The 22,197-nt window shown below is 65.8% G+C and carries 16 protein-coding genes; 3 read left to right on the top strand and 13 right to left on the bottom strand.

The annotated features are described in order from the left end of the window. Positions 1–11: 11 nt before the first annotated feature. The 11 genes from ptsP to ABNQ39_RS36345 all read right to left on the bottom strand — a co-directional run bounded on the left by ptsP (position 12) and on the right by ABNQ39_RS36345 (position 16,205). On the bottom strand, positions 12–2,690 hold the full coding sequence (gene ptsP, locus ABNQ39_RS36395; protein WP_376967694.1) for a phosphoenolpyruvate--protein phosphotransferase: 2,679 nt from the start codon (positions 2,688–2,690) through the stop codon (positions 12–14). 19 nt (positions 2,691–2,709) lie between these two features. Then, on the bottom strand, positions 2,710–4,167 hold the full coding sequence (locus ABNQ39_RS36390) for a glycoside hydrolase family 32 protein (RefSeq protein ID WP_376967692.1): 1,458 nt from the start codon (positions 4,165–4,167) through the stop codon (positions 2,710–2,712). 34 nt (positions 4,168–4,201) lie between these two features. Next, on the bottom strand, positions 4,202–5,572 hold the full coding sequence (locus ABNQ39_RS36385) for a sucrose-specific PTS transporter subunit IIBC (RefSeq protein ID WP_376968065.1): 1,371 nt from the start codon (positions 5,570–5,572) through the stop codon (positions 4,202–4,204). Between the two features lie 317 nt (positions 5,573–5,889). After that, positions 5,890–8,190, bottom strand: coding sequence for a methyl-accepting chemotaxis protein (locus tag ABNQ39_RS36380; protein ID WP_376967690.1), 2,301 nt, complete (start codon positions 8,188–8,190; stop codon positions 5,890–5,892). A gap of 136 nt (positions 8,191–8,326) precedes the next feature. Then, positions 8,327–9,454, bottom strand: a complete 1,128-nt coding sequence (locus ABNQ39_RS36375; protein WP_376967688.1) for a porin — start codon at positions 9,452–9,454, stop codon at positions 8,327–8,329. 385 nt (positions 9,455–9,839) lie between these two features. Continuing rightward, a complete protein-coding gene (locus ABNQ39_RS36370; protein WP_376967686.1) occupies positions 9,840–10,838 on the bottom strand; it encodes a LacI family DNA-binding transcriptional regulator in 999 nt (332 codons plus the stop codon). 101 nt (positions 10,839–10,939) lie between these two features. Next, positions 10,940–12,037, bottom strand: a complete 1,098-nt coding sequence (locus tag ABNQ39_RS36365) for an ABC transporter ATP-binding protein (RefSeq protein ID WP_376967684.1) — start codon at positions 12,035–12,037, stop codon at positions 10,940–10,942. A 51-nt stretch (positions 12,038–12,088) separates the two neighbouring features. After that, positions 12,089–13,036: a hypothetical protein gene (locus ABNQ39_RS36360; RefSeq protein ID WP_376967682.1), complete on the bottom strand. Its 948-nt coding sequence runs from the start codon at positions 13,034–13,036 to the stop codon at positions 12,089–12,091. Positions 13,037–13,039: 3 nt separating this feature from the next. Next, entirely contained in the window at positions 13,040–13,906 is an 867-nt protein-coding gene (locus ABNQ39_RS36355; RefSeq protein WP_376967680.1) for a carbohydrate ABC transporter permease, read from the bottom strand. After that, entirely contained in the window at positions 13,903–14,850 is a 948-nt protein-coding gene (locus ABNQ39_RS36350) for a carbohydrate ABC transporter permease (protein ID WP_376967678.1), read from the bottom strand. Before ABNQ39_RS36350 ends, ABNQ39_RS36355 begins: the two co-directional genes overlap by 4 nt. A 77-nt stretch (positions 14,851–14,927) precedes the next feature. Beyond that, entirely contained in the window at positions 14,928–16,205 is a 1,278-nt protein-coding gene (locus tag ABNQ39_RS36345) for an ABC transporter substrate-binding protein (RefSeq protein WP_376967676.1), read from the bottom strand. A 181-nt stretch (positions 16,206–16,386) separates the two neighbouring features. Between ABNQ39_RS36345 and ABNQ39_RS36340 the strand changes: the two genes are divergently transcribed. Further along, positions 16,387–16,974 (top strand): transposase, encoded by a 588-nt coding sequence (locus tag ABNQ39_RS36340; protein ID WP_376967674.1) that lies wholly within the window; start codon positions 16,387–16,389, stop codon positions 16,972–16,974. A gap of 88 nt (positions 16,975–17,062) precedes the next feature. Further along, positions 17,063–18,001 (top strand): IS5 family transposase, encoded by a 939-nt coding sequence (locus ABNQ39_RS36335; protein ID WP_376967672.1) that lies wholly within the window; start codon positions 17,063–17,065, stop codon positions 17,999–18,001. A gap of 85 nt (positions 18,002–18,086) precedes the next feature. Here ABNQ39_RS36335 and ABNQ39_RS36330 read toward each other — a convergent pair whose 3' ends face one another. Further along, complete coding sequence (locus ABNQ39_RS36330; RefSeq protein ID WP_376968062.1) at positions 18,087–19,775, bottom strand: methyl-accepting chemotaxis protein; 1,689 nt, start codon at positions 19,773–19,775, stop codon at positions 18,087–18,089. 662 nt (positions 19,776–20,437) lie between these two features. Here ABNQ39_RS36330 and ABNQ39_RS36325 point away from each other — a divergent pair. After that, positions 20,438–20,824, top strand: a complete 387-nt coding sequence (locus tag ABNQ39_RS36325; protein ID WP_376967670.1) for a hypothetical protein — start codon at positions 20,438–20,440, stop codon at positions 20,822–20,824. Between the two features lie 219 nt (positions 20,825–21,043). Here ABNQ39_RS36325 and ABNQ39_RS36320 read toward each other — a convergent pair whose 3' ends face one another. Beyond that, positions 21,044–22,012 (bottom strand): IS5 family transposase, encoded by a 969-nt coding sequence (locus ABNQ39_RS36320; protein ID WP_376967668.1) that lies wholly within the window; start codon positions 22,010–22,012, stop codon positions 21,044–21,046. Positions 22,013–22,197: the final 185 nt, after the last annotated feature.

Genomic DNA, 22,197 nt, shown 5'->3' with positions numbered 1-22,197 from the left:
GGCGGTCTTGTTTAGAGTTCCGGCCAATGGGTGGCGAGTAGGCTGCGGACCGCCTCGCCGTCGTCGAGGTCGAGAGCGGCCTTCGCCACCGCGATGCAGTCGGGCATGATCAGTTTGCGCACGGCGGCCTTTATCTCTGGGATCGCCTCGGGGCCGGCCGAAAGTTCGGTGACGCCAAGGCCGATGAGGAGCGGGGCCGCGATCGGGTAGGAAGCGAGATTGCCGCAGACCCCGATCCAGCGGCCATGCGTCGCCGCTCCTTCCGCGGCATCGGCGATCAGGCGCAGGACGGCCGGATGGAAGGGGTCGAGTTGCTGTGCCAGACGAGGGTTGCAGCGATCCATCGCCAGCGCATACTGGGTCAGGTCGTTGGTTCCGACCGAGAAGAAGTCCACCTCCCGTGCGAAGCGCTTCGCCGTCAGCGCCGCGGACGGCACCTCTACCATCACCCCCACCTCAATCGGCGTTTCGCGGCCGAGGGCGATCCGTTCCGCCTCGATCACCGTCTTGACGGTGCGGAAGTCGGCGAGCGTGGCGATCATCGGCAGCAGGATCCGGCAAGTGCCGAAGGGTTCGACCCGAAGGATCGCCCTGACCTGCGTTCGCAGGATCTCCGGCTGCCACAGGCTGGTGCGGATGCCGCGCAAGCCGAGCGCCGGATTCTCGTCCGCCGGCAGGTGGATGTACGGCACATCCTTGTCGGCGCCGGCGTCGAGGGTGCGGATGATGGTCGGGCGGCCTTCGAGCGCGGTCGTGATCGCCTGATATTCGCGATACTGCTCGTCCTCGTCCGGCGCCTCTGTGCGGTCGAGGAACAGGAATTCGGAGCGGAGCAGTCCACAGCCTTCCGCGCCGTTCGCCATCGCCCGGCCGGCGTCCGCAAGCGAACCGAGATTTGCGACGACCTCGATGCGGACCCCGTCGGTGGTGCGGCAATCGGCCCCGGCCGCCGCGCGCGCCTCGGCGAGGCGGGCACGGCGAACCGTGATCGCCCGCTCGACCGACGTGATGGAATCCGACGGAGGATTGATCCACACGTCGGCCTTTCCGGCGTCGATGATCACCGCCTGGCCGTCCTGCACACGCAGGGCGTCGGGGCCGATTGCCACCACGGCCGGGATGCCGCGGGACGCGGCGAGGATGGCGACGTGGGAGGTGGGGCCGCTAGCGGCGAGGCAGATGCCGGCCACGCGGTCGAGTTCCAACTCGGCGAACTGCGATGGCAGCAGGTCGTCCGCGATCAGGACGGTACGGTCGCCCAGTCGCAGACGCTCCTCCGTCCGCCCGAGAAGTTGGAGCAGGACGCGGCGCTGGATATCTTCCAGATCGGTCGCCCGTTCGGCGAGCACCCGGTTGCCGAGACCGCGCAACGCGGTGATCTGCTCATCGACCGCGGCCTTCCAGGCGAAGGGCGCGCTCTTGCCCGAGGCGATCAGGCGGTCGGCCGCGGCCTTCAGGAAGGGATCGTCGAGAAAGGAGAGATGGGCGCCAAGGATCTCGGCTTGCTTGCCGCCGTGGCGGCCCCGTTCGCCCTCGTCGCCGAGTTCCGCGATCAGGGCGGCGATCCGCGCGCGGGTCGCCACGAGCGCCTGTTCGAGAGCGGCGGTTTCCGCGGCGGGGTCGGCGGCCGTGGCGGCGAAGGCGAGATCTTCGCGGACCAGCCGCAGCGTATGGCCCACGGCTTGCCCGGGAGCGGCGGTGACGCCACGCAGGCTCACCGGCTCGCCGAACGGCAGGGGGGAGGCATTCACGGCGACCGGCGCCGCTTGATGCTCCTCTGCGGCGGGCCGGTCCTCGCCGGCCGCTGTCGGCGTACCGAGAAAGGCGACGATCGCATCGACGGCGGCGGCGCCATCCTGTCCCTGCGCCTCGATGGTCAGCAGATCACCGCAATGTGCGCCGAGCACCATCAACGAGACGGCGCTGCGGGCATCGGCCTGCCGGCCGCCAAGGCTGACGGTGATCGGCACCGGGCTTTTCTTGGCGTGATCGGCGACGACGCCGGCCGGTCTGGCATGCAGGCCGAACGGATCGCGGATTTCCGCGATCCGGCGGACGATTGCGGTCTCGGCAGGGGCCCGGGTCGCTGGAACGGTCATCGGAAGGGAGGCGCTCAACGGGGAGGCGTCGGTGGCCTCATCGACCGGCGCCAGCCGGCAGCAGATCTCCCCGATGCCGACCGGTCCGGGCTCCCGGAGGTCGCGCAGGCTCCAGCTTTCGCCGTTGGTGACGATCATCAGGACGACCATCGAGCGGGCCTTCGGCCTGATCACGTCCGGTTCGAAGGTGACCAGCGGGGCGCCGCGGCCGACCTGGGCGCCTTCGGCGACATGCAGATGGAAGCCATGCCCATGGAGGCCCACGGTGTCGATGCCGATGTGGATCAGGACCTCCGTCCCGTTCGCGGCGCGCAGATTGATCGCATGGCGGCCTTCGTGCAGCCCCGTGACCCGCCCGTCGAACGGCGCGTGGAGCACGGCGCCGTCGGGGTCGATGGCGATTCCATCCCCCAGAACGCGCCCGGCGAACACTGGATCCGGCACCTCGCCGATATCGATCAGCCGGCCGGCGAGCGGCGCGGCGACGTCGACCGGGCCGGACACCGGGGCGCCGGTCGGGGCGCCGGTCGGGACGGTGGCTTCCGCGGTCTCGGCGGCCGGCTTGCGACCGAACATGCGGCTCAGGAACATGGTCTCGTCTCCTTGGATGTCAGCGCTGTTCCGCGCGACATGTCTGCTTCTCGTGGCTGAACGACTCGCCAAGCGGCCAATGGGTCAGGCGCAGCACCCTTGCGCCCTGCTCGGAGCGGAGGCCGATTCTCGTGGGCGACGGATGCGGATAGGTCCTGGCGGAAAGAACGATGTCTCCGCCGTCGATGAAGACCTCGATGCTGGAGCGGTCGACGAAAACGGTGACCGTCTCGACCGGCCGGCTGGCGAGCGCCAGGCCCAGCAGCGATATCCGCCCATCGATCCCTGGCCCATGCAACCGGATTTCGCCGGTGTCGCGCCGGAAGGCGAGGATGACCGGCTCGCCGGCGGCGGCCCGCAGGACAAGCGCAAGATCGCCTGTTTCCTCCGGGGCTAGATCAAGCCTGATTTCGCATGCCGTGGCTTCGAGGCCGTCGATCCACCGTTTCCCGGCGACGGCGAGACCCTCGAGGCTACGTTCTTCCCCCCGCAGGGCGGCAAGCTCGCGGGCCGGACGCTGGTGGAGACGATCACCGGCCAGCACCAGTTCCCTGGGGATGGTCAGGCAATGCATCCAACCTGCGTCTACGGTGGGAGCCGCCGTCTGTTCCGGCAGCCCCATCCAGCCGATCAGCAGGCGTCTGCCGTCGGGTGCCAGCCAGCTCTGCGGTGCATAGAAGTCGCGGCCATGGTCGAGCGGATGGAAGAGGCCATGGTCGAAACGGCCGGTGTCGAGATCGATGCGCCCGATCACCACCCCGGCGACGTTGGGGGAAAACCCCGAGCCGCCATCACCGTGCCCATGGTGCTGTTCGCAGAATATCAGCGCGTCGCTGCCGCCAATCCGGAACAGATCGGGGCATTCGCACATGTAGCCATGTTGGCCGGCTGCGAGGATCGGTCCGACGACGCTCCAGCCCAGCAGGTCGGGCGAACGCAGCAGCAGCACGGTGCCGGCGAGATCCGTGGTCTGGACGCCGAGCACCATCCACCAGCCCGTCTCGTCGCGCCAGACCTTCGGGTCGCGGAAATGGGTGGTATAGCCAGGAGAGGGTCCGGTGATCACCGGACCCCGCTTGTCGAACCGGATGCCGTCGCCGGAGCGGGCGAGGCATTGGTGGGTTTCCCGTTCCCCCAGCCCGTTCCTGACATTCCCGGTATAGACCAGCACCAGCTCGTCCCCGTCGGCGACCGCGGAACCGGAATAGCAGCCGTGGCTGTCGAAGCGTTCCGTCGGCGCGAGCGCGAGCGGCAGGAACTCCCAGTTTACGAGATCGGCCGACCGCGCATGGCCCCAGCACTTGTTTTCGTGGGTGCAGCCAAGCGGATTCCATTGGAAGAAGATGTGATGAGCCTCCTTCCAATGGATCAGGCCGTTCGGGTCATTGATCAGCCCGACCGGTGCCGAAAGGTGGAACTGCGGGCGCCAGGGATCACGATTCGGGTCCGGCATGGGAATGCTGTTTTCGGTGCGCAAAGAACGCTCTTTCCGAGGTCGGGGAATGGGGAAATCAGGCTTGGCCCTTCTTGAGACCGAAGAGCCAGGAGCCGGCGAAGGCGACGGCGAACGCGATCAGCATCCCGATGAGATAGCTCGGGATGGAGGTCGGCTCGACGATGGCGATGCCGGGAATGCCGGTGACGCCGACCGCCGTCATGCCGACCTTGGTGGCGACGACGAAGGCGCCGCCGACCGCGCCGCCCGCCGCCGCGCAGACAAAGGGCCGGACGAAGCGCAGGTTGACACCGAAGATAGCGGCCTCGGTGATCCCGAGCAGGCAGGAAAGCGAAGCCGGCAGGGCGATCTGCTTCACCTTGACGTCGTCCGTGCGGAAGAAGACCGCCAGGGCGGCACCGCCCTGGGCGACGTTGGCCATCGCCCAGATCGGCAGAAGGAAGTTGATGCCGATCGCCGGATTCGCCAGCAGGCCCGCCTCGATCGCATGGAAGGAATGGTGGACGCCGGTCACCACGATCGCCGAATAGACGCCTCCGAAGAGGAGGCCGGCGAGGACGCCGCCATGGGTGTAGAGCGCCTGGAGGCCGACGGAGATGCCGTCCCCGAGGATCCGGCCGGCCGGACCGAGGACCGTCAGGGCGAAGAAGGCCGAGACCAGGAGCGTGAGGAACGGCGTCAGCACGATGTCGAACATATCGGGCACCACCCGGCGGACCAGCCGGTCGATGTGGCTCATGACCCAGACCGCGATCAGGATCGGCAGCACGGTGCCTTGATAGCCGAGCTTGGCGACCGGAATGCCGAACAGATCCCAGTATTCCTTCACGCCGGTGCCGACCGTCCAGGCATTCTGCAAATCCGGATGGATCATGATGCCGCCCAGCGCCGCAGCCATGAAGGGGCTCACACGGAACTCTCGGGCGGCGGAGAAGGCGACGAGGATCGGCAGGAAGACGAACGCGGTGTTCGACACGATGTTGAGAAGCTGGAACAGCGACGACTGGCCGGTCAGCCAGCCGAGCGTCGTCGCCATGCCGAGGGCGCCCATCAGCAGGCCGCTGGCGACGATCACCGGGATGATCGGAACGAAGATGTTGGAGAGCAGCCGTGCCAGGCGCTGGAGGATGTTGAGGTTCGCGGCGGCGTCCGCCTTCGCCTCCTCCACCGACACCGATTTGACGCCGAGGGCGATGACGCCGTCGAACACGCGCTTCACCGCGCCCTGACCGATGACGATCTGGAACTGCCCGCCGGAGAGGAACGTCCCCTTGACGGCCTCGATCTTCTCCAATGCCGCCTTGTCGACAGCGGCGGGGTCTTTCAGAACGAGGCGCAGGCGCGTTGCGCAATGGGCTGCGCTGACGATGTTCCCCGCCCCTCCGATGGTGGAAAGGATCGCTCTGGCGGCGTTGAGTTCCAAGATGACTTCCTCCTGTTCGAACGCGTTTGTTGTTGCAAAGGCAGACCGCCGGACGCATGGCGATGGCGGCTTGAACAGACTGTCTTCTCGGCATGACGGCCGGACCCGCCGGGGAGAAGGCAGCGCCGGGAGCAGCGGACCGCTTGCCGCATCCTGTTCGGACCCCGTTCGGATCCGCTGGACATGGATGCTATAGGGTACGTTCCACTATCAGTCAATCGGTTCAATAAAACGCTTTATCAAACCGGCGCGCGCAAGCTGTCGTGGCTGACGGAGGCATTTCGGTCACTGGTCTCCGGGCTGGCCAAAGGGCTAGGGAGTCAGCGCCTCATGCGGGCCACCAGCGTGCCGACCTGCGTGTCCAGGGCCTCGACCGCCCGGACGACCGTCGCCGAGGCGGACAGGACCCGATCCGCGGTCTCGCCGGCAGTGCCGGCGGATCTGGTGACGGTGTCGATGGTGTCGCGGACCCGCCCAGCGCCCGTCATGGCGACTTCGACGTTCTGCGCGATCATGCCGGTGATGTCCCGCTGCCGTTCGACCGTTTCGGACACGTCGAGGGAGAGGTCGTTGAGCTGGTTGACGACGGTGGCGATGCTGCGGGTCGCCGCTACCACCTGTTCCGTCGTGTTGCGGATGCTGGCGATCTGTCCGGTGATGTCGTCGGTTGCCGCCGCGACCTCTCCGGCCAGGGCCTTCACCTCGGCCGCGACGACGGCGAACCCCTTTCCGGCCTCCCCGGCATGGGCTGCCTCGATCGTGGCATTGAGCGCCAGGAGATTGGTCTGGGCCGCAATCCGGCTGATCAGTCCGACGACGTCGCCGATAGTGCGCACGCTGGCGGCAAGGCCGTCGATGGCCTCGTTCGTGCGCGTGACCGTCGCGGCCGCGTCGCGGGCGATCGTGCCGGAGCGCAGCACGCGGTCGCGCACCGCGCCGATGGAGTGCGACAGTTCCGCCGTCGCCGCCGCCACCGCCCTGACGCTGTCTTCCGCCTGACGGGAGCTGTCGGTCGCCATGACGGTCTCCTCGGCGGTCGCACGCGCGGTCCGGCTCATTCCCTGGGCGATCTCCTGCATTCCCGATGCCGAGGCCGACACGCTGTGCAGCACCGACCGGACGAGGTCTTCGATCTGCTCGGCGATCTCGTGCATCGTGCGCGACCGTTCCTCCGTGGCGCGGTTCCGCTCGCGTTCGGCACGCGCGCCGGCATCGCGGGCGACGAGGGCGGTGTCGCGGAAAACCGTCAGCGCTTCGGTCATCTCGCCGATCTCGTCGGCGCCGCCGGCCGGAATTTCCGAATCGAGCCGGCCGCCGGCAATCGCCAGCATCGCCGAGGCCAGCCGGCGCAGCCGCGACACGATCATCCGGTGTCCGACGCCCCAGATCAGCAGCAGTGCGGCCACGGCACTGGCCGCGGCGGAAAGCATCATCGTCAGGCGATCGGCCGCCAGGGTCGCGCCGACCGTTTCGACCGCGGCGTGGGCGTCCGCGCGCATGGCGGCGATCCGCGTGTCGACCCCTGCGGACAATTCTTCCGCGCGTTGCCGGTTTTCGGCCAGGATCGCAGCGCCTTCCCGCATCGCCGACGTTTCGGAGCGGCGCAATGCGAAGAGACCGTCCTCGCCCCAGCCATGGGCGATCAGTGTCTCGACAGTTCCGGCAAGCGCAGCGACGTCCTTCCCATCGCCGCCCCGCTGGAGAAGCCTTACCCTGTTCGAGAGCAGGACCGTCTGGCTCGAATACTCCTGTTCCAGCTGGGCCAAGCGCCGTTCGTCGATCGTCTGGCTCGCCTCGCGGAGAATGCCCGCGACGATGCTGCCGTGGGTTGCCGTTTCCAATGCCGCCCTGAATCGCAGCAGGCCCCGGCTCAGAAGGGGTGACAACCCTTCGCGCAGTTCGGCGCGGGCATTGTCGGTTGCCGTGGCGACGGCACGCTCCAGGGCGGCCAACGGCTCGCCACCCGAGGCGGCGTCAGGGGCAGCGCTGCCGGACACCTGCCGGAAGCCGGCCAATGCCTCCGTCAGCGCGTCGAGTTCGAAATCGAGGGAGGATTGAACCGTGTCTCCCTTGCTGCGGAGCTCTACACCCAGCATTTCGATCAGGGGGGTCAGTTCCGCGTCGAGCCGGTCTGCATCGTGATCGAGCGCCACGAGCACCGCCTGCCGGCGGGCACGGAGGTAGAGCCGTCGCGCCACCGTTCCGTTTGCCGTCCCGAGCGTCGCAAGCAGGCTCGTCATCGAGCTGCGCAAATCGTTCCCGAATTCGCCGTCATGGCGGCTCTCGACCTCATTGATCAGGGCAGTGAGCATCCGGCCGCGATTGTTGATGTCCTCGAACAGCCGGGCCCTCGTGGCCTCGCTGTCGGCTGCGTCCAGCGACGGGGCGGCCAGAGCGATGCCGGCGCTCGCGGAAGCCAGGCGATTTGCCAGTTCCATATTGGGCAGGCTGACCGAAACCACGCGGTCGAGCGGCTTCCTCAGGGCGGAGAGAGACAACAGCCCGCTTCCGCAGACCCCGACTGTGATGGCCGCCATGCTCATGAAGGCGGCAAGCAGTTTCGCCTGGACGCCGAATCGGCGGCCTCTCGGCAAGGCGCCGGTCGAGAGTGCGGAGTGCATGGCGAGGGACTCCGAAGCGAAAGGTTGATGGAAAAAAATTGCCGGTTGCCGGGCATTGGCCGTCGTGAGAAGGCACATGCCGGCAACCGGCCAGTCGTACCGGGATGGACGCAAACGTCAGAGGACGATGGGAGACCTAGAAGTCCAGGCTCGTCCGGACCAGGACCATGTTGCCGCGATCGTTCTGGCTCGCGACGTCGGAGTTCAGGCGGAAGTGGTTGTATTCCGCCCCGAAGGCCAAGCCCGGCGCCGCGACGTAGCGGATGCCGGTGGTGATGAGGTCGAAGTTGCGGTTGCCGCGCACGGCGAGGTCGCCGGCGTCCATCGAATGCATGTAGCCGACGCCCAGCGTGTAGGCGGCCAAAGTGTATTGCGCGCCGACGGTCCAGACATTTTGACCGCCGCGGTCTGTGGCCGCGCTGTTGCTGGCCCTGCGGATGTAGCCGCTCTCGCCGCCCCAGGAATAGCTGCCGCCGAGCTTCAGCCCGCCATAGGCGGCGGACAGGCCGAGATGGTAGGAGGTCAGCCGCTCGAACGACGCGCCGGCGGCGGAGTTGCGGGCCTGGCCTCCTAGGACGTAGGCGGCACCCTTGACGGCGACGTCGCCCAGCTGGTCGTCGTAGTTCACGCCGCCTTCAACGACGTCGGAGTAGCCGCCGGTGTGGGTGGCGTCCGCCGGGGTCAGACTCTTGTTGCGGTCGATGTTGGTGTTGAAGCTGCCGGTCTGCGGCTGATAGCTGACCACCGCCTGCAGGCCGGAGAAGCGTGGCGAGGAGTAGACCAGCCGGGTGCCGGCGTCTCCCGACTTCAGCGCCTTCAGGTTGGTGGTCATCGACGGCACGTTGGCGCCGGTGTTGCCGAGGAAGGCGGCGAAGGCGCCGTCGACGCCGCCGGTTCCCCAGTCGGACGGGGCGATGACACCGCTGTCGTCGCTGGGGCCGCCCTGGCCGCCGGCGCTGATCTGGCCGAAGCCGCCCTTCACGAACAGGTAGGCGCCGTCGTCGGACGCGGTGCGGTCGCCGTTGGCGGCCATCAGGGTGAGGCGCGCGCCATATTGCAGGCCGTTGTCGGCGGTGGCGGTCGGGGCGACCTTCAGGCGGACGCGGTTGCGGAACTCGACGGAGCGCTGGCCGGCGTCAAGCTTCTGGTCGACGGCCCCGCCTTCGAAATAGGCGTCGCCGCCCAGCAGCAGCTTGAAGCCGGTTTCGGCCCTTGCCTCGGCCGCTCCCAGGCAGCCGGCCAATGCCAAAGCCGCGGCGGACACGCCGCAATACCGTGAAAATCCAGGCATAACTTCCCCCCTTTTGGGCGTTCGTTGTCGTGATGGCGGGCCGCGTCGATATGGCGGCACGGGGTCATCCCGCGGCGTTGCGCGGGATGGCGATGGCGGGAAAGCGGGATGTTCCGCCAGCACAGGAGCGGCCGAACCGGTTGGGTCGAACCGGGACGCTGGCAGCAGAGCGGATGATCCTCGCCCCGTCGTCGCCCCGGTTTGTCCGGCTGAAATTAATTGTAGGACATACGATCAATTTGAGTCAACCGATTTAGTGAAGCGATTTACTAAATCGGCAATGCAATGGGTGCGGCTTGTGCCGTCGTCGCGCCGGGCAGCGCGGATACCTGCTGTTTTTCTACGATGGCCGTTGGTATCAGATGGAGCTGCGGCGGATCAGCGGGCAGGGCACGCGGATCATCCGGTTGGCCGCCTGCGCCTCCGGTGATCCAAGAAGATATTCCACCGCCTTGCGGCCGAGTTCGTAATGAGGCAGTTGCATGGTGGTCAAACCCGGCCGCAGCAGCCCGGCCAGCTCGTGGTTGTCATAGCCGACGACGGCCACGTCCTTCGGGATGGACAGTCCAAGCTCCTTGAGGGCTTCGTAGCAGCCCATCGCCACCCAGTCGTTGATGCAGAACAGCGCGGTCGGCTGCTGTTCCAGCGCCATCAGAGCCATGGTGGAGCGGTGGCCGCCTTCCGGGAACCAGCAATCGCTGCGGACATACCGATCGTCCCAGGCGATGTCGGCCTCCGCCAGCGCCCGCCGGTAGCCGGCCAGCCGTTCGCGGCCGGCATCCACTTCCGGCAGGCCGTACAGCAGGCCGATGCGTCGGTGTCCGGCTTCGATCAGCGCGCGGGTGGCGGTATAGCCGCCCAGCTCCTCGTCCGCGAGGATGGAGGGAAAGCGGTCCCGCGGGTCATAGGCGTTCACCAGCACCGTCGGCATCGTCAGCAGTTCGGCCGGCAACTCTACCGCGCACATGGACATGGCGGCGTAGATGATGCCGTCGACCTGCCGGTCGCGCAGCATATCGACCGCGGCACGGGTGATGGCGGCATCGCCCCCGGTGTTCACGATCAGCAGGACTTTGTCGTTGGCCCAGCTCAGTTCCTGCGCGCCGACGATCGTGCGGCCGGCATAGCCCGACGATGCGATCACGTCCGTGATGAAGCCGATGGTATGGGTCTGGGAAGAACTGAGCGCCCGGGCGCTTGGATTCGGCCGGTAACCGAGCTTGCGCACCGCTTGCCACACCCGCTCGCGGGTCGTTTCGGGGATGGCGTCGGCGTTGTTGTTCACGACCAGGGAAACCGTGGTCGTGGACACTCCGGCTTCGGCGGCGACGCTTTTGATGGTCGGACGGCTGGACATGGCACCCAGGACATTGGACGGATGGAACCGCGATCCTATACCGTCCCCATGCGCATGGGAATGCAACCCCGCCATCCGGCGGCGGCTTCTAGAAGAGCCTGTTAGCGGTTCGCCCGCGCCAGGGCGGCACCGGAGGCATCGAACAGGTGCAGCGCGTCGGGTTGGAAGAAAACCTCCACCCGCTCGCCGACGCGGAAGCGCTTTCCACCGGGAATCGCCGCGGTCAGGGCCTCCATGCCGGGGCCGGCACCATGCAGGAAGCCGCGGTCCCCATGATACTCGATGTCCCGGATCTCCAGCATCAGGCGGAAGCCCCATTGGTTGCCGGCGCTCAGGGCTTCCGGCCGGATGCCCACGGTGACGGAATCGCCGACCTTGGTCGTCGGGCCGGGACGGCAGTCCGACTGCACCGAACTGCCGTCGAGGAGCCCGACCCGCACCCCGCCCCCGTTAACCGCTTCGACCCTACCGGTCAGGAAGGACATGGCCGGCGACCCCAGGAAACCGGCGACGAACCGGTTGGCCGGACTTTCGTAGAGCTCCAGCGGCGTGCCCACCTGTTCCACCCTGCCGGCGTTCAGGACGACGATGCGGTCGGCCAGCGTCATCGCCTCCACCTGATCGTGGGTGACGTAGATCATGGTGTTGCCAATGTCCCGATGCAGCCGGGCGATCTCCAGCCGCATGTTGCCCCGCAAGGCGGCGTCCAGATTCGACAGGGGTTCGTCGAACAGGAACACCTTGGGATGGCGGACGATCGCCCGGCCGATTGCGACGCGCTGGCGCTGGCCGCCCGACAGCGCGCGGGGGCGCCGGTCCAGCAGATGCTCCAGATGGAGGATCCGCGCCGCCTCCGCCACGCGCTGGTCGATCACCGCCCGGCTGGCCTTCGCCATCTTCAGTCCGAACGCCATGTTCTCGCGCACAGTCATGTGCGGATAGAGGGCATAGGACTGGAAAACCATCGCCACGCCGCGCTCTACGGGATCCTGGTCATTGGCCCGCAGGCCGTCGATCAGCATCTCGCCCGACGAGATGGGCTCCAGCCCGGCGATCATGCGCAGCAGGGTCGATTTCCCGCAGCCCGACGGGCCGACGAAGACGATGAACTCGCCATGGGCGATGTCGAGATCGATGCCGTGGATGACGGCGTGCTGCTGATAGCTCTTGCGGATGTTGTGCAGCGTCACGGGTGCCATTGCGCGAGGACTCCCAATCCTTGTCAGCGGTTCCGATCGGGGCGGGGCCGGTCATGGCGTCAGGCAGTCGATCCGGGCGTCCGGCCCGATGCGCACCGGCAGAGGGTCGGTTACCCCGCCCAGGAAACTGCCATCCGGCTGGTAGCCCCGCCAGCCGATCGCGGCCGGGCTTCCATCCGGGGCCGGCAGCAGCTTGATCCCGAACAGCGCATTGGTCGGTCCGACCGCCAGGGGACCGGCATAGCGGAAGCCGCCGTCGCAGCGGTCCGACACGGCATAGAAGGCGCCGGTGGCCACCGGTGCATCGCTGTCCTCCCGCACCCAGCTGCGGTCCGCATTGAAGACCAGGATGTAGCGGCCTTTCCATGGGATGACCTGCGGTATCTCCATCAGGAAGAACTCGTCCATCTCGGTGACCGGCCCGCCGACTGTCCAGGAGCGCAGATCGGCGGAACGGGCCAGCGCCACGCAGCCCGGCTTGCCCGGTGCCGTCCCGCGCCGCTGCGCCGTGATGTAGGCGAGATAGCCATCGCCGGCGGGATCCGGCATCAGGAAGGGATCGCGCCAGGCCAGTTCCTGATGATGGGCGGGATTCCGGCCGAGGTAATGCGAAGGGTTCGCCTCGATCACCGGGTTGGCGGGATCCTTGCTCCAGCTGATCAGATCGTCCGACCAGGCGAGCCCGACGCGCTGGATCTTGCCGTCCTCGGCCCAATTGGTTCCGGTGTAGAGCATGGCCCAGCGCCCGCCGGCCCGGCACACGCTGCCGGTCCAGATCGCGCGGTCGTCCCACGACCCCGCCGGACCGGGTTCCAGCGCCATCGGCAGTCGGGTCCAGTGAACAAGGTCGCGGGACACCGCATGGCCGCAGCGCGCATTGGCATGGCGCATTTCGGGATCCGGCAGGCTGCGCGGGGCGCTGAGATAGAAGAGATGGGTGACTCCCCGGTCCTCGACGGTCCAGAAATCCCACACATACTGATCGGGCGGATTGAACATCGCTTATCCTTTGACGGCGGCGCCGACGACGCTCTGGATGAACCAGCGCTGAAAGACGAGATAGGCGGTGACGACGGGCAGCGAGGCCATGCTGGCGAAGGCCATCGCCTCGCCCCACTGCCTCGGCTCCTGCCCGAAGAACTGGGCCACGGCGACGGACAGCGGGCGGAACTCCGGCCCGCGGGTGACCATCAGCGGCCACAGATAGGCGCTCCAGAACTCCAGCCCCTGGAGGATGGCGACCGTCGCGATCACCGGTGCGCTCAGCGGCATGATGATCGACCAGTAGATCCGCCAGGTGGAGGCGCCGTCCATGACCGCCGCCTCGTCCAGATCCTTCGGAAGCTTCGCGAAATACTGGTAGAACAGGAAGATCGAGAAGGGATGGGCGATGAATGGAACGATCTGGACGTGGTAGCTCTCCGTCCAGCCCAGCGCGTTCACCATCATCAGCAGCGGGACGGCCAGGCTTTCGACCGGGACGATGATGAGCGCGATGACGACCGCCAGCAGCAGGTCGCGGCCGCGGAACCGCCGCCGCGCCAGACAGTAGGCCGCCATCGAGTTGACGATGATGCCGAAGCCGACGATGCAGACCACCACCACCACCGTGTTCAGCAAGAAGCGCAGGAAGGGCATCTGCCGGTCGGTCAGGACCGCCCGGTACTTGTCCAGGCTGACCGGACCGGGCATGAAGGCGCGGGCGCTGCCGAGATCGCTGACGATCTGCACGTCGTCTGCCTTCAGGCTGGTGACCAGCATCACCACCAGCGGACCCAGCATGATCGCCGCCGCCGCCAGCATCGCCGTGTAGATCAGCACCGCGGCCGGCGACAGCAGCCGCAACGAGGGAGGGCGTGGCATGGTCATGATCCGATCTCCCGGTCTTCGCGCATCAGGGCGCGCTGTACGAGCGCGATGGCCAGCACCAGCAGAAAGAAGATCACCGACGCCGCCGAGGCATAACCGACGCGGTGTTCGCGGAAGCCGGCGGTGAAGATGTAGCGGACCAGCGTGTTCGTGCTGTCCAGCGGTCCGCCCTGGGTCAGCACATCGACCTGTCCGAACAGCTTGAAGGCCAGGACGGTGGTCGCCAGCACGACGAAGATGTGGGTGTTGCGCAGGCTGGGCAGGGTGATGTGCAGGAATTGCTGGAAGCGGTTGGCCCCGTCGATGCGCGCCGCCTCGTAGAGTTCGGTGTTGATCGATTGCAGACCGGCCAGATAGATCACCATCTGGAAGCCGACGCCTTGCCAGATCGAGAGCACCATGATCGTGGGCAGGGCGAAAGCCTCGTCGCCGAGCCAGTCATAGGGGCCGAGCGTGCCGTTCGACAGGATGCCGACCAGAGCGTTGAGCACGCCCTGCGGCGCCCGGAGCAGCCCGGCCCACACCACGCTGACCACCGCCATGGACAGCACCGTCGGCAGGAAATAGATCCCGCGGAACAGGTTGCGGCCGGGCAGGCCGGCATTGACCAGCACCGCCAGCAGCAGCGCCAGCGCGGTCTGCACCGGCACCACCACCAGGGCGAAGCACGCAGTGTTCCAGGCGGCATGCCAGAACCGTTCGTCGCCCAGGATCGACAGGTAATTGTCCAGCCCGACAAGCAGGGTGACGGTCCGGCGGTTGAGCAGATTGTGGTTGGTGAAGGACAGCCCGATCGACAGGGCGAAGGGAACGATCAGGAACAGCGTCAGCAGAATGAGCGTCGGCGCCAACATGAGGGCGACCGCACGGCCCTTCTTCGGTCGAGTTGCGACCGCCCGCCGCGGCAGGTCGGTCGCCTGAGATGCGATTGAGGTATCAGTCACGTCGCCAACTCTTTCAACAGCGCGCCGGGCCGGGCCGGACGGTCGAGGGGGGCGGTGCCTCATGGGCAAGAGGGCGCCTACTTCTTGCCGCCGAAAGGCGGATACCCGCCATTCTCGGCGATCCCGCGGTCGATCCGGGCAGCCGCCTTGCGCAGTTCGGTCTTCACGTCGGCACCGGATGCGACATTGCTGACGGCGTCGGCAAAGGCGCGGGTGATCAGCGGATAGGCCGGGTGGAAGGGGCGGGAGACGCCGATGGTCAGCAATTGCCTGTAATACAGGTTCAGCCTGCCACCCTCCTTGTAGAGGCTGGAAAGCGGGATCGCGGCCTTGCGGCCGGGAACGGCGCCGTTGGCGTTGGAGATGCGGACCACCTCTTCGGGCCGCATCAGGAAGGCGAGAAAGGCCGCCGTCTCGGTCGGGTGCTTGCTGTCGGCCGAGATGCCCCAGTTCCAGGAGCCGAGGCCGGTCACCTGCCGGTCGCCGAACTTCGGCATCGGGATCAGGATGGCGTTCTCGCCCAGACCCTTGTCATGGTTGGGGTAGGCCCAGTGGCCGACCAGCGCCATGGCCGCCGTTTTGTCGCCGTAGAAGCTGGTGTCGCCGGCCGATGCGGGCGTCACCCAGCCGCGCCTGATCCAGCCCTGCAGGGTCTGGAGCCCGCGGACGGAGGCGTCGCCATCCAGGGTTCCCGCGGCCTTCCAGCTCTTGCGGTCGATCAGGTCGCCGCCGAAGGACTGGAGGATGGGCGAGAAGCCGTAGGTGAACCATTCGCCGTTGCCGTAGCTGAGTTTGGCGTCGAGCGGCCATTTGATGCCATCCAGCTTGGACAGCCGCTCCATCGCGTCCTCGAACTCCGCCAGCGTCCAAACGTCTTCCGGGAGGGTTGGGATGCGGATGCCCGCCTTTTCCAGGAGCGGACGGTTCGCCCACAGCGCCAGCCCGCTGTCGAAGGTGCCGATCCCGTACAGCTTGCCGTCGACCGGATAGGTCCCTTGCGCCTTCAGCGAGGGCAGCAGATCGTCGAGAACGTCTTTGGGTAGCAGATCGTCCAGCGGCCGGACATATCCCGACCAGACATAATTCGCCAGCAGCGGGCCGTCAAAGTCCAGCAAGTCGGGCAGGGCGCCGCTCATCGCCGCAGCGCTGATCTGGTCATTGTAGCTCCCTTCCGGCAACTGGACCGCTTTGATCTCGACATCCGGGCGTTCGATGTTGAAGCGGGCAATCTGGTCTTCCAGAACCTGGCGTTCGCCACCGCGGCCAGCATGGAACCAGACATTGACCGTCGTCTTCGCTTCGGCGACCGTACCCAGGCAAAGAAGTGCCACCGTCGCCATCATCGCCAACTTCATCGGTTTCCTCCAAATTCGTTCTTGTCGGCCCTTTCCGTTTGTTTCTCGCTGGGCATAAAGAAAGTCCGATACCCACACTATAGGCAACTCAACCGATTTAGTAAAACATTTTATCATGATGCGGAACGCATGATATGGCCGCATTTTTCCAGGCCGGGCAGCAATCGGCCGGCTGCGGTTGTTGTTCGGCACCGGGCTGAAGCTGCGGGGACCGGGCGAGTGGCTGATCGAAAAGCACGGCACCAGGGAGCAGCGCTCCTGGAAGAGGTTGCACATCGGCATGGAGGCGGCGAGCGGCCGGATCACCGCCGCCACGCTGACCGACCGCGACGTTGATGGCGGCCCGTTGCTCGACCAGGTCACGGGCCCGGTGGTAGCACTCACCGGCGATGGCGCCTACGACCGGAGCGCCGTCTACGCCACCATTCACGAGCGCCATCCCGAAGCGGCTGTGGCCGCGCCGCCTCGGGCGGACGCCGTGCTCAGCGACACCGCCTCGACCGTGCCCACGCAACGTGACCACCGCATTCAGGTGGTCGCCGAGACCGAGCGCATGGCTTGGCAGCGGAGCAGCGGCTACAATCAGAGGGCAAAGGTCGAGGGACAGATCGGATGCTGGAAGCAGGTCCTCGGACCGACCCTGCGGTTCCATACCGACCGAGTGCAGGCCACCGAGATCGCCATCGCCGCCGCTGTGCACAACCTAGAGTGTGATCGGTTCAAGCGGAATCGCTTAAAACGTGAATCACACGGAAAACCAATAGCCTAGAGTCTGGACGTTGGTGCAAAAAGGGCGGGCTGGTGGCGGTCTGGAGGGCGAGCGGATATAGAAGCGGCCCGCTGAAGCCGAGACCTCGATGCCCCACAAGACCAACGAGCCGCGCCGCCACAAGATCCCGAAGGCCCGGTACCGTGTGGAGAACTGGGCGGCCTACGATGCGGCACTGCGCCAGCGGGGCGACCTGACGATCTGGGTGACGCCGGAGGCGATCGACGCGTGGACGCCACCCGCCACGAGACGGGGTGGCCGGCCCGCGCGCTACTCCGACCTCGCCATCGAGACCGGGCTGATGCTGCGGCTGGCGTTCGGTCGGCCATGGCGGCAGACCGAGGGTTTGCTGGGCGCGCTCATGCGCCTGCTCGGCCTGGACCTGCCGGTCCCGGATCACACGACGTTTTCCCGGCGCAGCGCCGATCTGGAGATGGCAAGCACCCTGGCCAGGACGGACGGGCCGGTCACCGTGGTCATCGATTCCACCGGGCTGAAGGTGTTCGGCCGGGGCGAGTGGCACCTGGAAAAGCACGGCGGCACTGCGCGCCGATGCTGGCGCAAGCTGCACCTGGCCGTTGATCCCGCCACCGGCGAAATCCTTGCCTCGGCGTTGACGGGCAACGAGGAGGGAGACGCCTCGCTGGTCGGTCCGTTGCTCGACCAGATCACGATCCCGATCGGCGCGGTCCTGGCGGACGGCGCCTACGACGGCGAGCCCGTTCTTTCCAGGGCGGAGTCCATCAACGCGCCGAGTTCTGCACCAACGTCGTCCGGCGGCGATCCGGCGGTAGGCATCGTTGTAAATCAGGACGAGGTCGGATCCCCACAGGACGGCCTTCGCCAGAGGGGAGTCCGACACCAGATCCACGACGACGCGCAGGAGCGCCGGCCAGTCCTTCTCCGGCCCGAGAGGCGTACGGGACCAGTCGAAGGTTCGGATGATCCCGCCGGAGGCACCGCGACAAGCCGGGCCGATCTTCGGGAAACAGGTTTCTTCAGCGTCCATGTCCGTCATCCCGGTTGAATGGGCCACCGCCTTCGGATTGGGCAGACGGCTGGGGGGCACCCAGCGCCTTTGCCGCGGGGCCTTTGTCCGAGGCCCAGAGCCGTCAGGCCGCCTTGATCGACGACAGGAAACGGTCGACATTCACCCGCAGGGTTTCGGCCTGCTGCGACAGGCTGCCGGCCGATCCCAGCACCTGCCGTGCCGCGGCGCCGGTCTCGCCGGTCGCCAGGGTCACGGTGCCGACGATGCCGGACACCTGCTGCGTTCCGGTCGCGGCCTGCTGGACGTTACGGGCGATCTCGCCGGTGGCCGCCCCCTGCTCCTCGACCGCGGCGGCGATCGAGGCCGAGATCTCGTTGATCGATCCGATGGTTTCGCCGATACCGGCGATGGCGCCGACAGCCTCCCCGGTCGCGTCCTGGATCGCCGCGATCTGGGCGGCGATGTCCTCCGTCGCCTTCGCCGTCTGGTTGGCCAGGCTCTTCACCTCGCTGGCGACGACGGCGAAGCCCTTGCCGGCCTCGCCGGCGCGGGCCGCCTCGATGGTGGCGTTCAACGCCAGCAGATTGGTCTGGCCGGCGATGTTGGTGATGAGCTGCACCACCGCGCCGATGCGCTGGGCGGTGTCGGCCAGCCCGCGCACCGTCTCGTTGGTGCGTTCGGCCTGGGTGACCGCCCGCCCGGCCACTTCCGTCGAACGCGTGACCATGCCGGCGATCTCGCGGACCGAGACCGCCATCTCCTCCGTTGCGCTCGCCACCGTCTGCACGTTGGCGCTGGTCTGTTCGGCGGCGGCGGCGGCGGTCGCCGCCTGGGAGCTGGTGCGCTGGGCCGTCGCCTCCATCGCCTGGGCTGTGCTGTCCAGTTCGGTGGCGGCGGCGGCCACCATGCGCAGGGCCTGGGCGGCGTTCTGCTCGAACTGGGCGACCAGCCGGTCGACCGTCTCGGCGCGCTTTTCCTTGGCGGCCTGTTCCGCGGCCTGGGCGGCGGCGAGCCGCTCCGATTCGATCAGTCCGTCCTTGAAGACCTGGACGGCACGGGCCATCGCGCCGATCTCGTCGCCGCGCGAGCCACCATCGACCGCGGCGGCATAATCGCGCTGTGACAGGAGCAGCATCGTTCCGGTCAGCCGCGAAATCGGACTGGAGATGGTTTTCACCGCCAGCCAGCCGCCGAGGATGCAGAGCGCCAGCGCCAGCATGATGGCGGTCACGGTGCCGACGAGCGCCTCGTCATAGACGGCTTCCCCCTCGCGCGCCGCTATCTTGGCTTGGTCGGCATTATAGGTGATCAGGGTTTTGATCGCGCTTTCCGTCTTGAGCAGGGCCTCGCGGGATTCAGTCTGCATGATACCCAGCGCTGCGTCGTTCTGGTTCCGGCGGGACAGCGGAAGCAGTTTTTCGGCGCTGATCGTCTGGAAGTTCCGCCAAATGGCAAGAAATTCGCCGTATAGCGCTTTCTCGCGGTCGTCGTCTTCGACCAGTTTGCGGTAGCGCTCATTCGCTCCGTCAAAATCCTTCAGTGCGTCAGATAGCCGTAGCTCTGCCTTTTTCTGGTTCTCCTCCGTATCTCTGATGATGTGCTGCGCCTCCTGAATACGATATCTCAGGATAGATTCATGTATATCAGAAAGTGCTTGAATGGATGGCAGCGCGTTCTCACGGACGTCTTTCGCCCCTGCGTTCAGCTTTGAAAGTTCAAAGAAAGAGAACCCACTCAGCATGACAAGGAGTACGAGGGCAAGGCCCTGCAAAAGCAGGATCTTCATTCGAATTGATACTCTGTCCAACATGTTCATTTTGGAACCCCTACACATGGGTGGCGTGACACGGGCGGCAGTGTGGCGGCCGGTGGGTCATCGAGGCTTTCGGGAGACACAATGCATTGATACACGCTTTTGCGTGCCCTGTCCCTACGAATTTAGAAAAATTAAAGCAAAATAGAAATTTTTCATAGTCGTTACCTATGACATACATTAGAAGTCACGGTAGAAGCCATTTCACCACAAGAGAGTAGCAATATTATAAAATGAAGTTTTTCCGCAACAATAAAGAATAATTATCGAATTTAGACAGATTTTGAGGAATTCAATTTCTGCAACATTATTTAACCACATCACTGTGTTGGTTAGCTCTTTCTGCCATGCATAGGTAAACGGCTTTGCAAGCCTAAGCATTCATCATCCATTTATTGATATTTATTATGGCTATTCCAGAAAGTGACCTTCAGGTCGGCAACTGTCAAAAAGCGGCAGTACATTGAATAATATGCTTACCGATGCAAAGTCGGGCGTCTTTTCAGCAAAATACACATTAATAAATGTCTAAAATAAATACTTGCGAAAGCATCGATTTTGATGTCAAGAAGCGATTTAAAATCGGAGATTTGATTATGAATAGACTCTCGGAAAGGCTGAAGATTATCAGGGATCATATGAAAGAAACTCAAAGATCCATGTCGAAACGATTCAATCTTGGCGAGAATACGTGGCAGACATATGAACTTTATGGAAAGGCTCCGAAAGGAGAAACGCTTGCGGCCCTCGCCGAACTCGGCTTCGATATCAATTGGTTGCTGACAGGGCAGGGCAGTATGACGATTTCGGGAGATGGGCCGCGGATGCCGCTGCCCCACATCGATGACCGTTTGGTTGGCGAGGCGGTGGAATTCGTCGAGCAGTGGTTGGCGGAACACGACACGAAGTTCGACGCGCCACTCAAAGGAAATCTCGTCGCCGCCATATGCCGGCTCGCCGTCGAAGAGGCTGACAATGAGCGGCCCAGGATCAATCCGGCCGCCGGCAGGCAGATGATGTGGCTCGCTCGACAGATCAACAATTAGCAGGACGCGGGAAAACGAACATATTTTGACTTTTTGCGTCCGCTGATGCTTGGAAATGGCGTTTTCGGCGTCCGTTTTTGTCAAAATGGAGCGCCTTTTCGCGGGTCCGAGACGCCCGGAGCCGCTGTTGAGGCGGAGTCCGGGCGTGATTATGCCTCCGCCAGCCACTTTGGTGCACAATTCGGCGTGAGAGCGGAGTCCACCCGCAGCCGGTGGGGATCAGACACCCTTGCGGGAGGCGGGCATTCCCAAGCTGGTCATGATGTTCATGACTTTGCAGCCATAGGCGGCCTCGACCTGCTGGGCAGGCAAATTCCGGGCACGCAGGGTGCGCCCGATCAGCTGCTTGTAGCGCATCATCGCGACCTCGCCCAAGGAGCGGCGGCCGTAGCGGACGTCCCGCTGCCAGCCCTGCCGACCACGCTCGGCAATCCTACGGATGTGGTGGTCGCGTTGGCCGGGGGCGTCGGCAGCGGCCTCGCTCGGTACCGCGGTGGAGCGTGGCGGGATGATCATCTCGGCGTCGGGTGTGTGGGCGGCGACAGCGCAGTAGACCGGCTCACCGTCATAGGCGCTGTCCGCCAGCACCGTGCCGATCGGGCGCTTGATCTGGTCGAGTAGCGGGCCGACCAGCGAGGCATCGCCGTCCTGCGTGGTCGTCAGCTCCGAGGCGAGGATCTCGCCGGTATCGGGATCGACCGCCAAGTGGAGCTTTTTCCAGCTTCGGCGCGCTTGGCCTCCATGCTTCTCCAATTGCCACTCGCCTTTCCCGAACACCTTCAGCCCCGTGGAGTCGATCACCACGTTGACTGGTCCGTCCGTCCTGGAAAGCGCTGACGCGACCTTCAGATCGGCGCTGCGCCGGGAGTACGTCGTGTGATCCGGAACCGGCAGGTCCAGGCCGAGCAGGCGCATGAGCGAGCTCAGCAAACCTTCGGTCTGCCGCCATGGCCGACCGAACGCCAGACGCAGCATCAGCCCGGCTTCGATCGCCACGTCCGAGTAGCGCGTTGGCCGGCCGCGTCGGCCCGAAGCCGGTGGCGTCCAGGTGGCGATCGCCTCCGGCGTCACCCATATCGTCAGGTCACCGCGCCGGCGCAGCGCCGCATCGTAAGCCGCCCAGTTCTCAACCCGATAGCGGGCCTTCGGGATCTTGTGACGACGGCTCTCGTTCGCCTTGTACGGCATCCGGCTCTCGGCTTCAGCGGGATGCCTCTATACCCGCTCGCCCTCCCGACCGCCACCAGCCCGGCCTTTTTGCACCAACGCCGTGCCGGCAATATGCCGAGCATCGGTTACGCGTCTCAGGCTGTCGGGAAAGGGAGTGGCCGACGTCCGAACGCTGTCGCGAAACGGGGGCTCCATGACCAAGG

Origin of the sequence: Azospirillum sp. A26, from assembly GCF_042604635.1 — a bacterium.
Lineage (GTDB): Bacteria > Pseudomonadota > Alphaproteobacteria > Azospirillales > Azospirillaceae > Azospirillum > Azospirillum palustre.
Note: the sequence above shows the minus strand (reverse complement) of the source record. Positions and strands in the feature narration are given on the sequence as shown.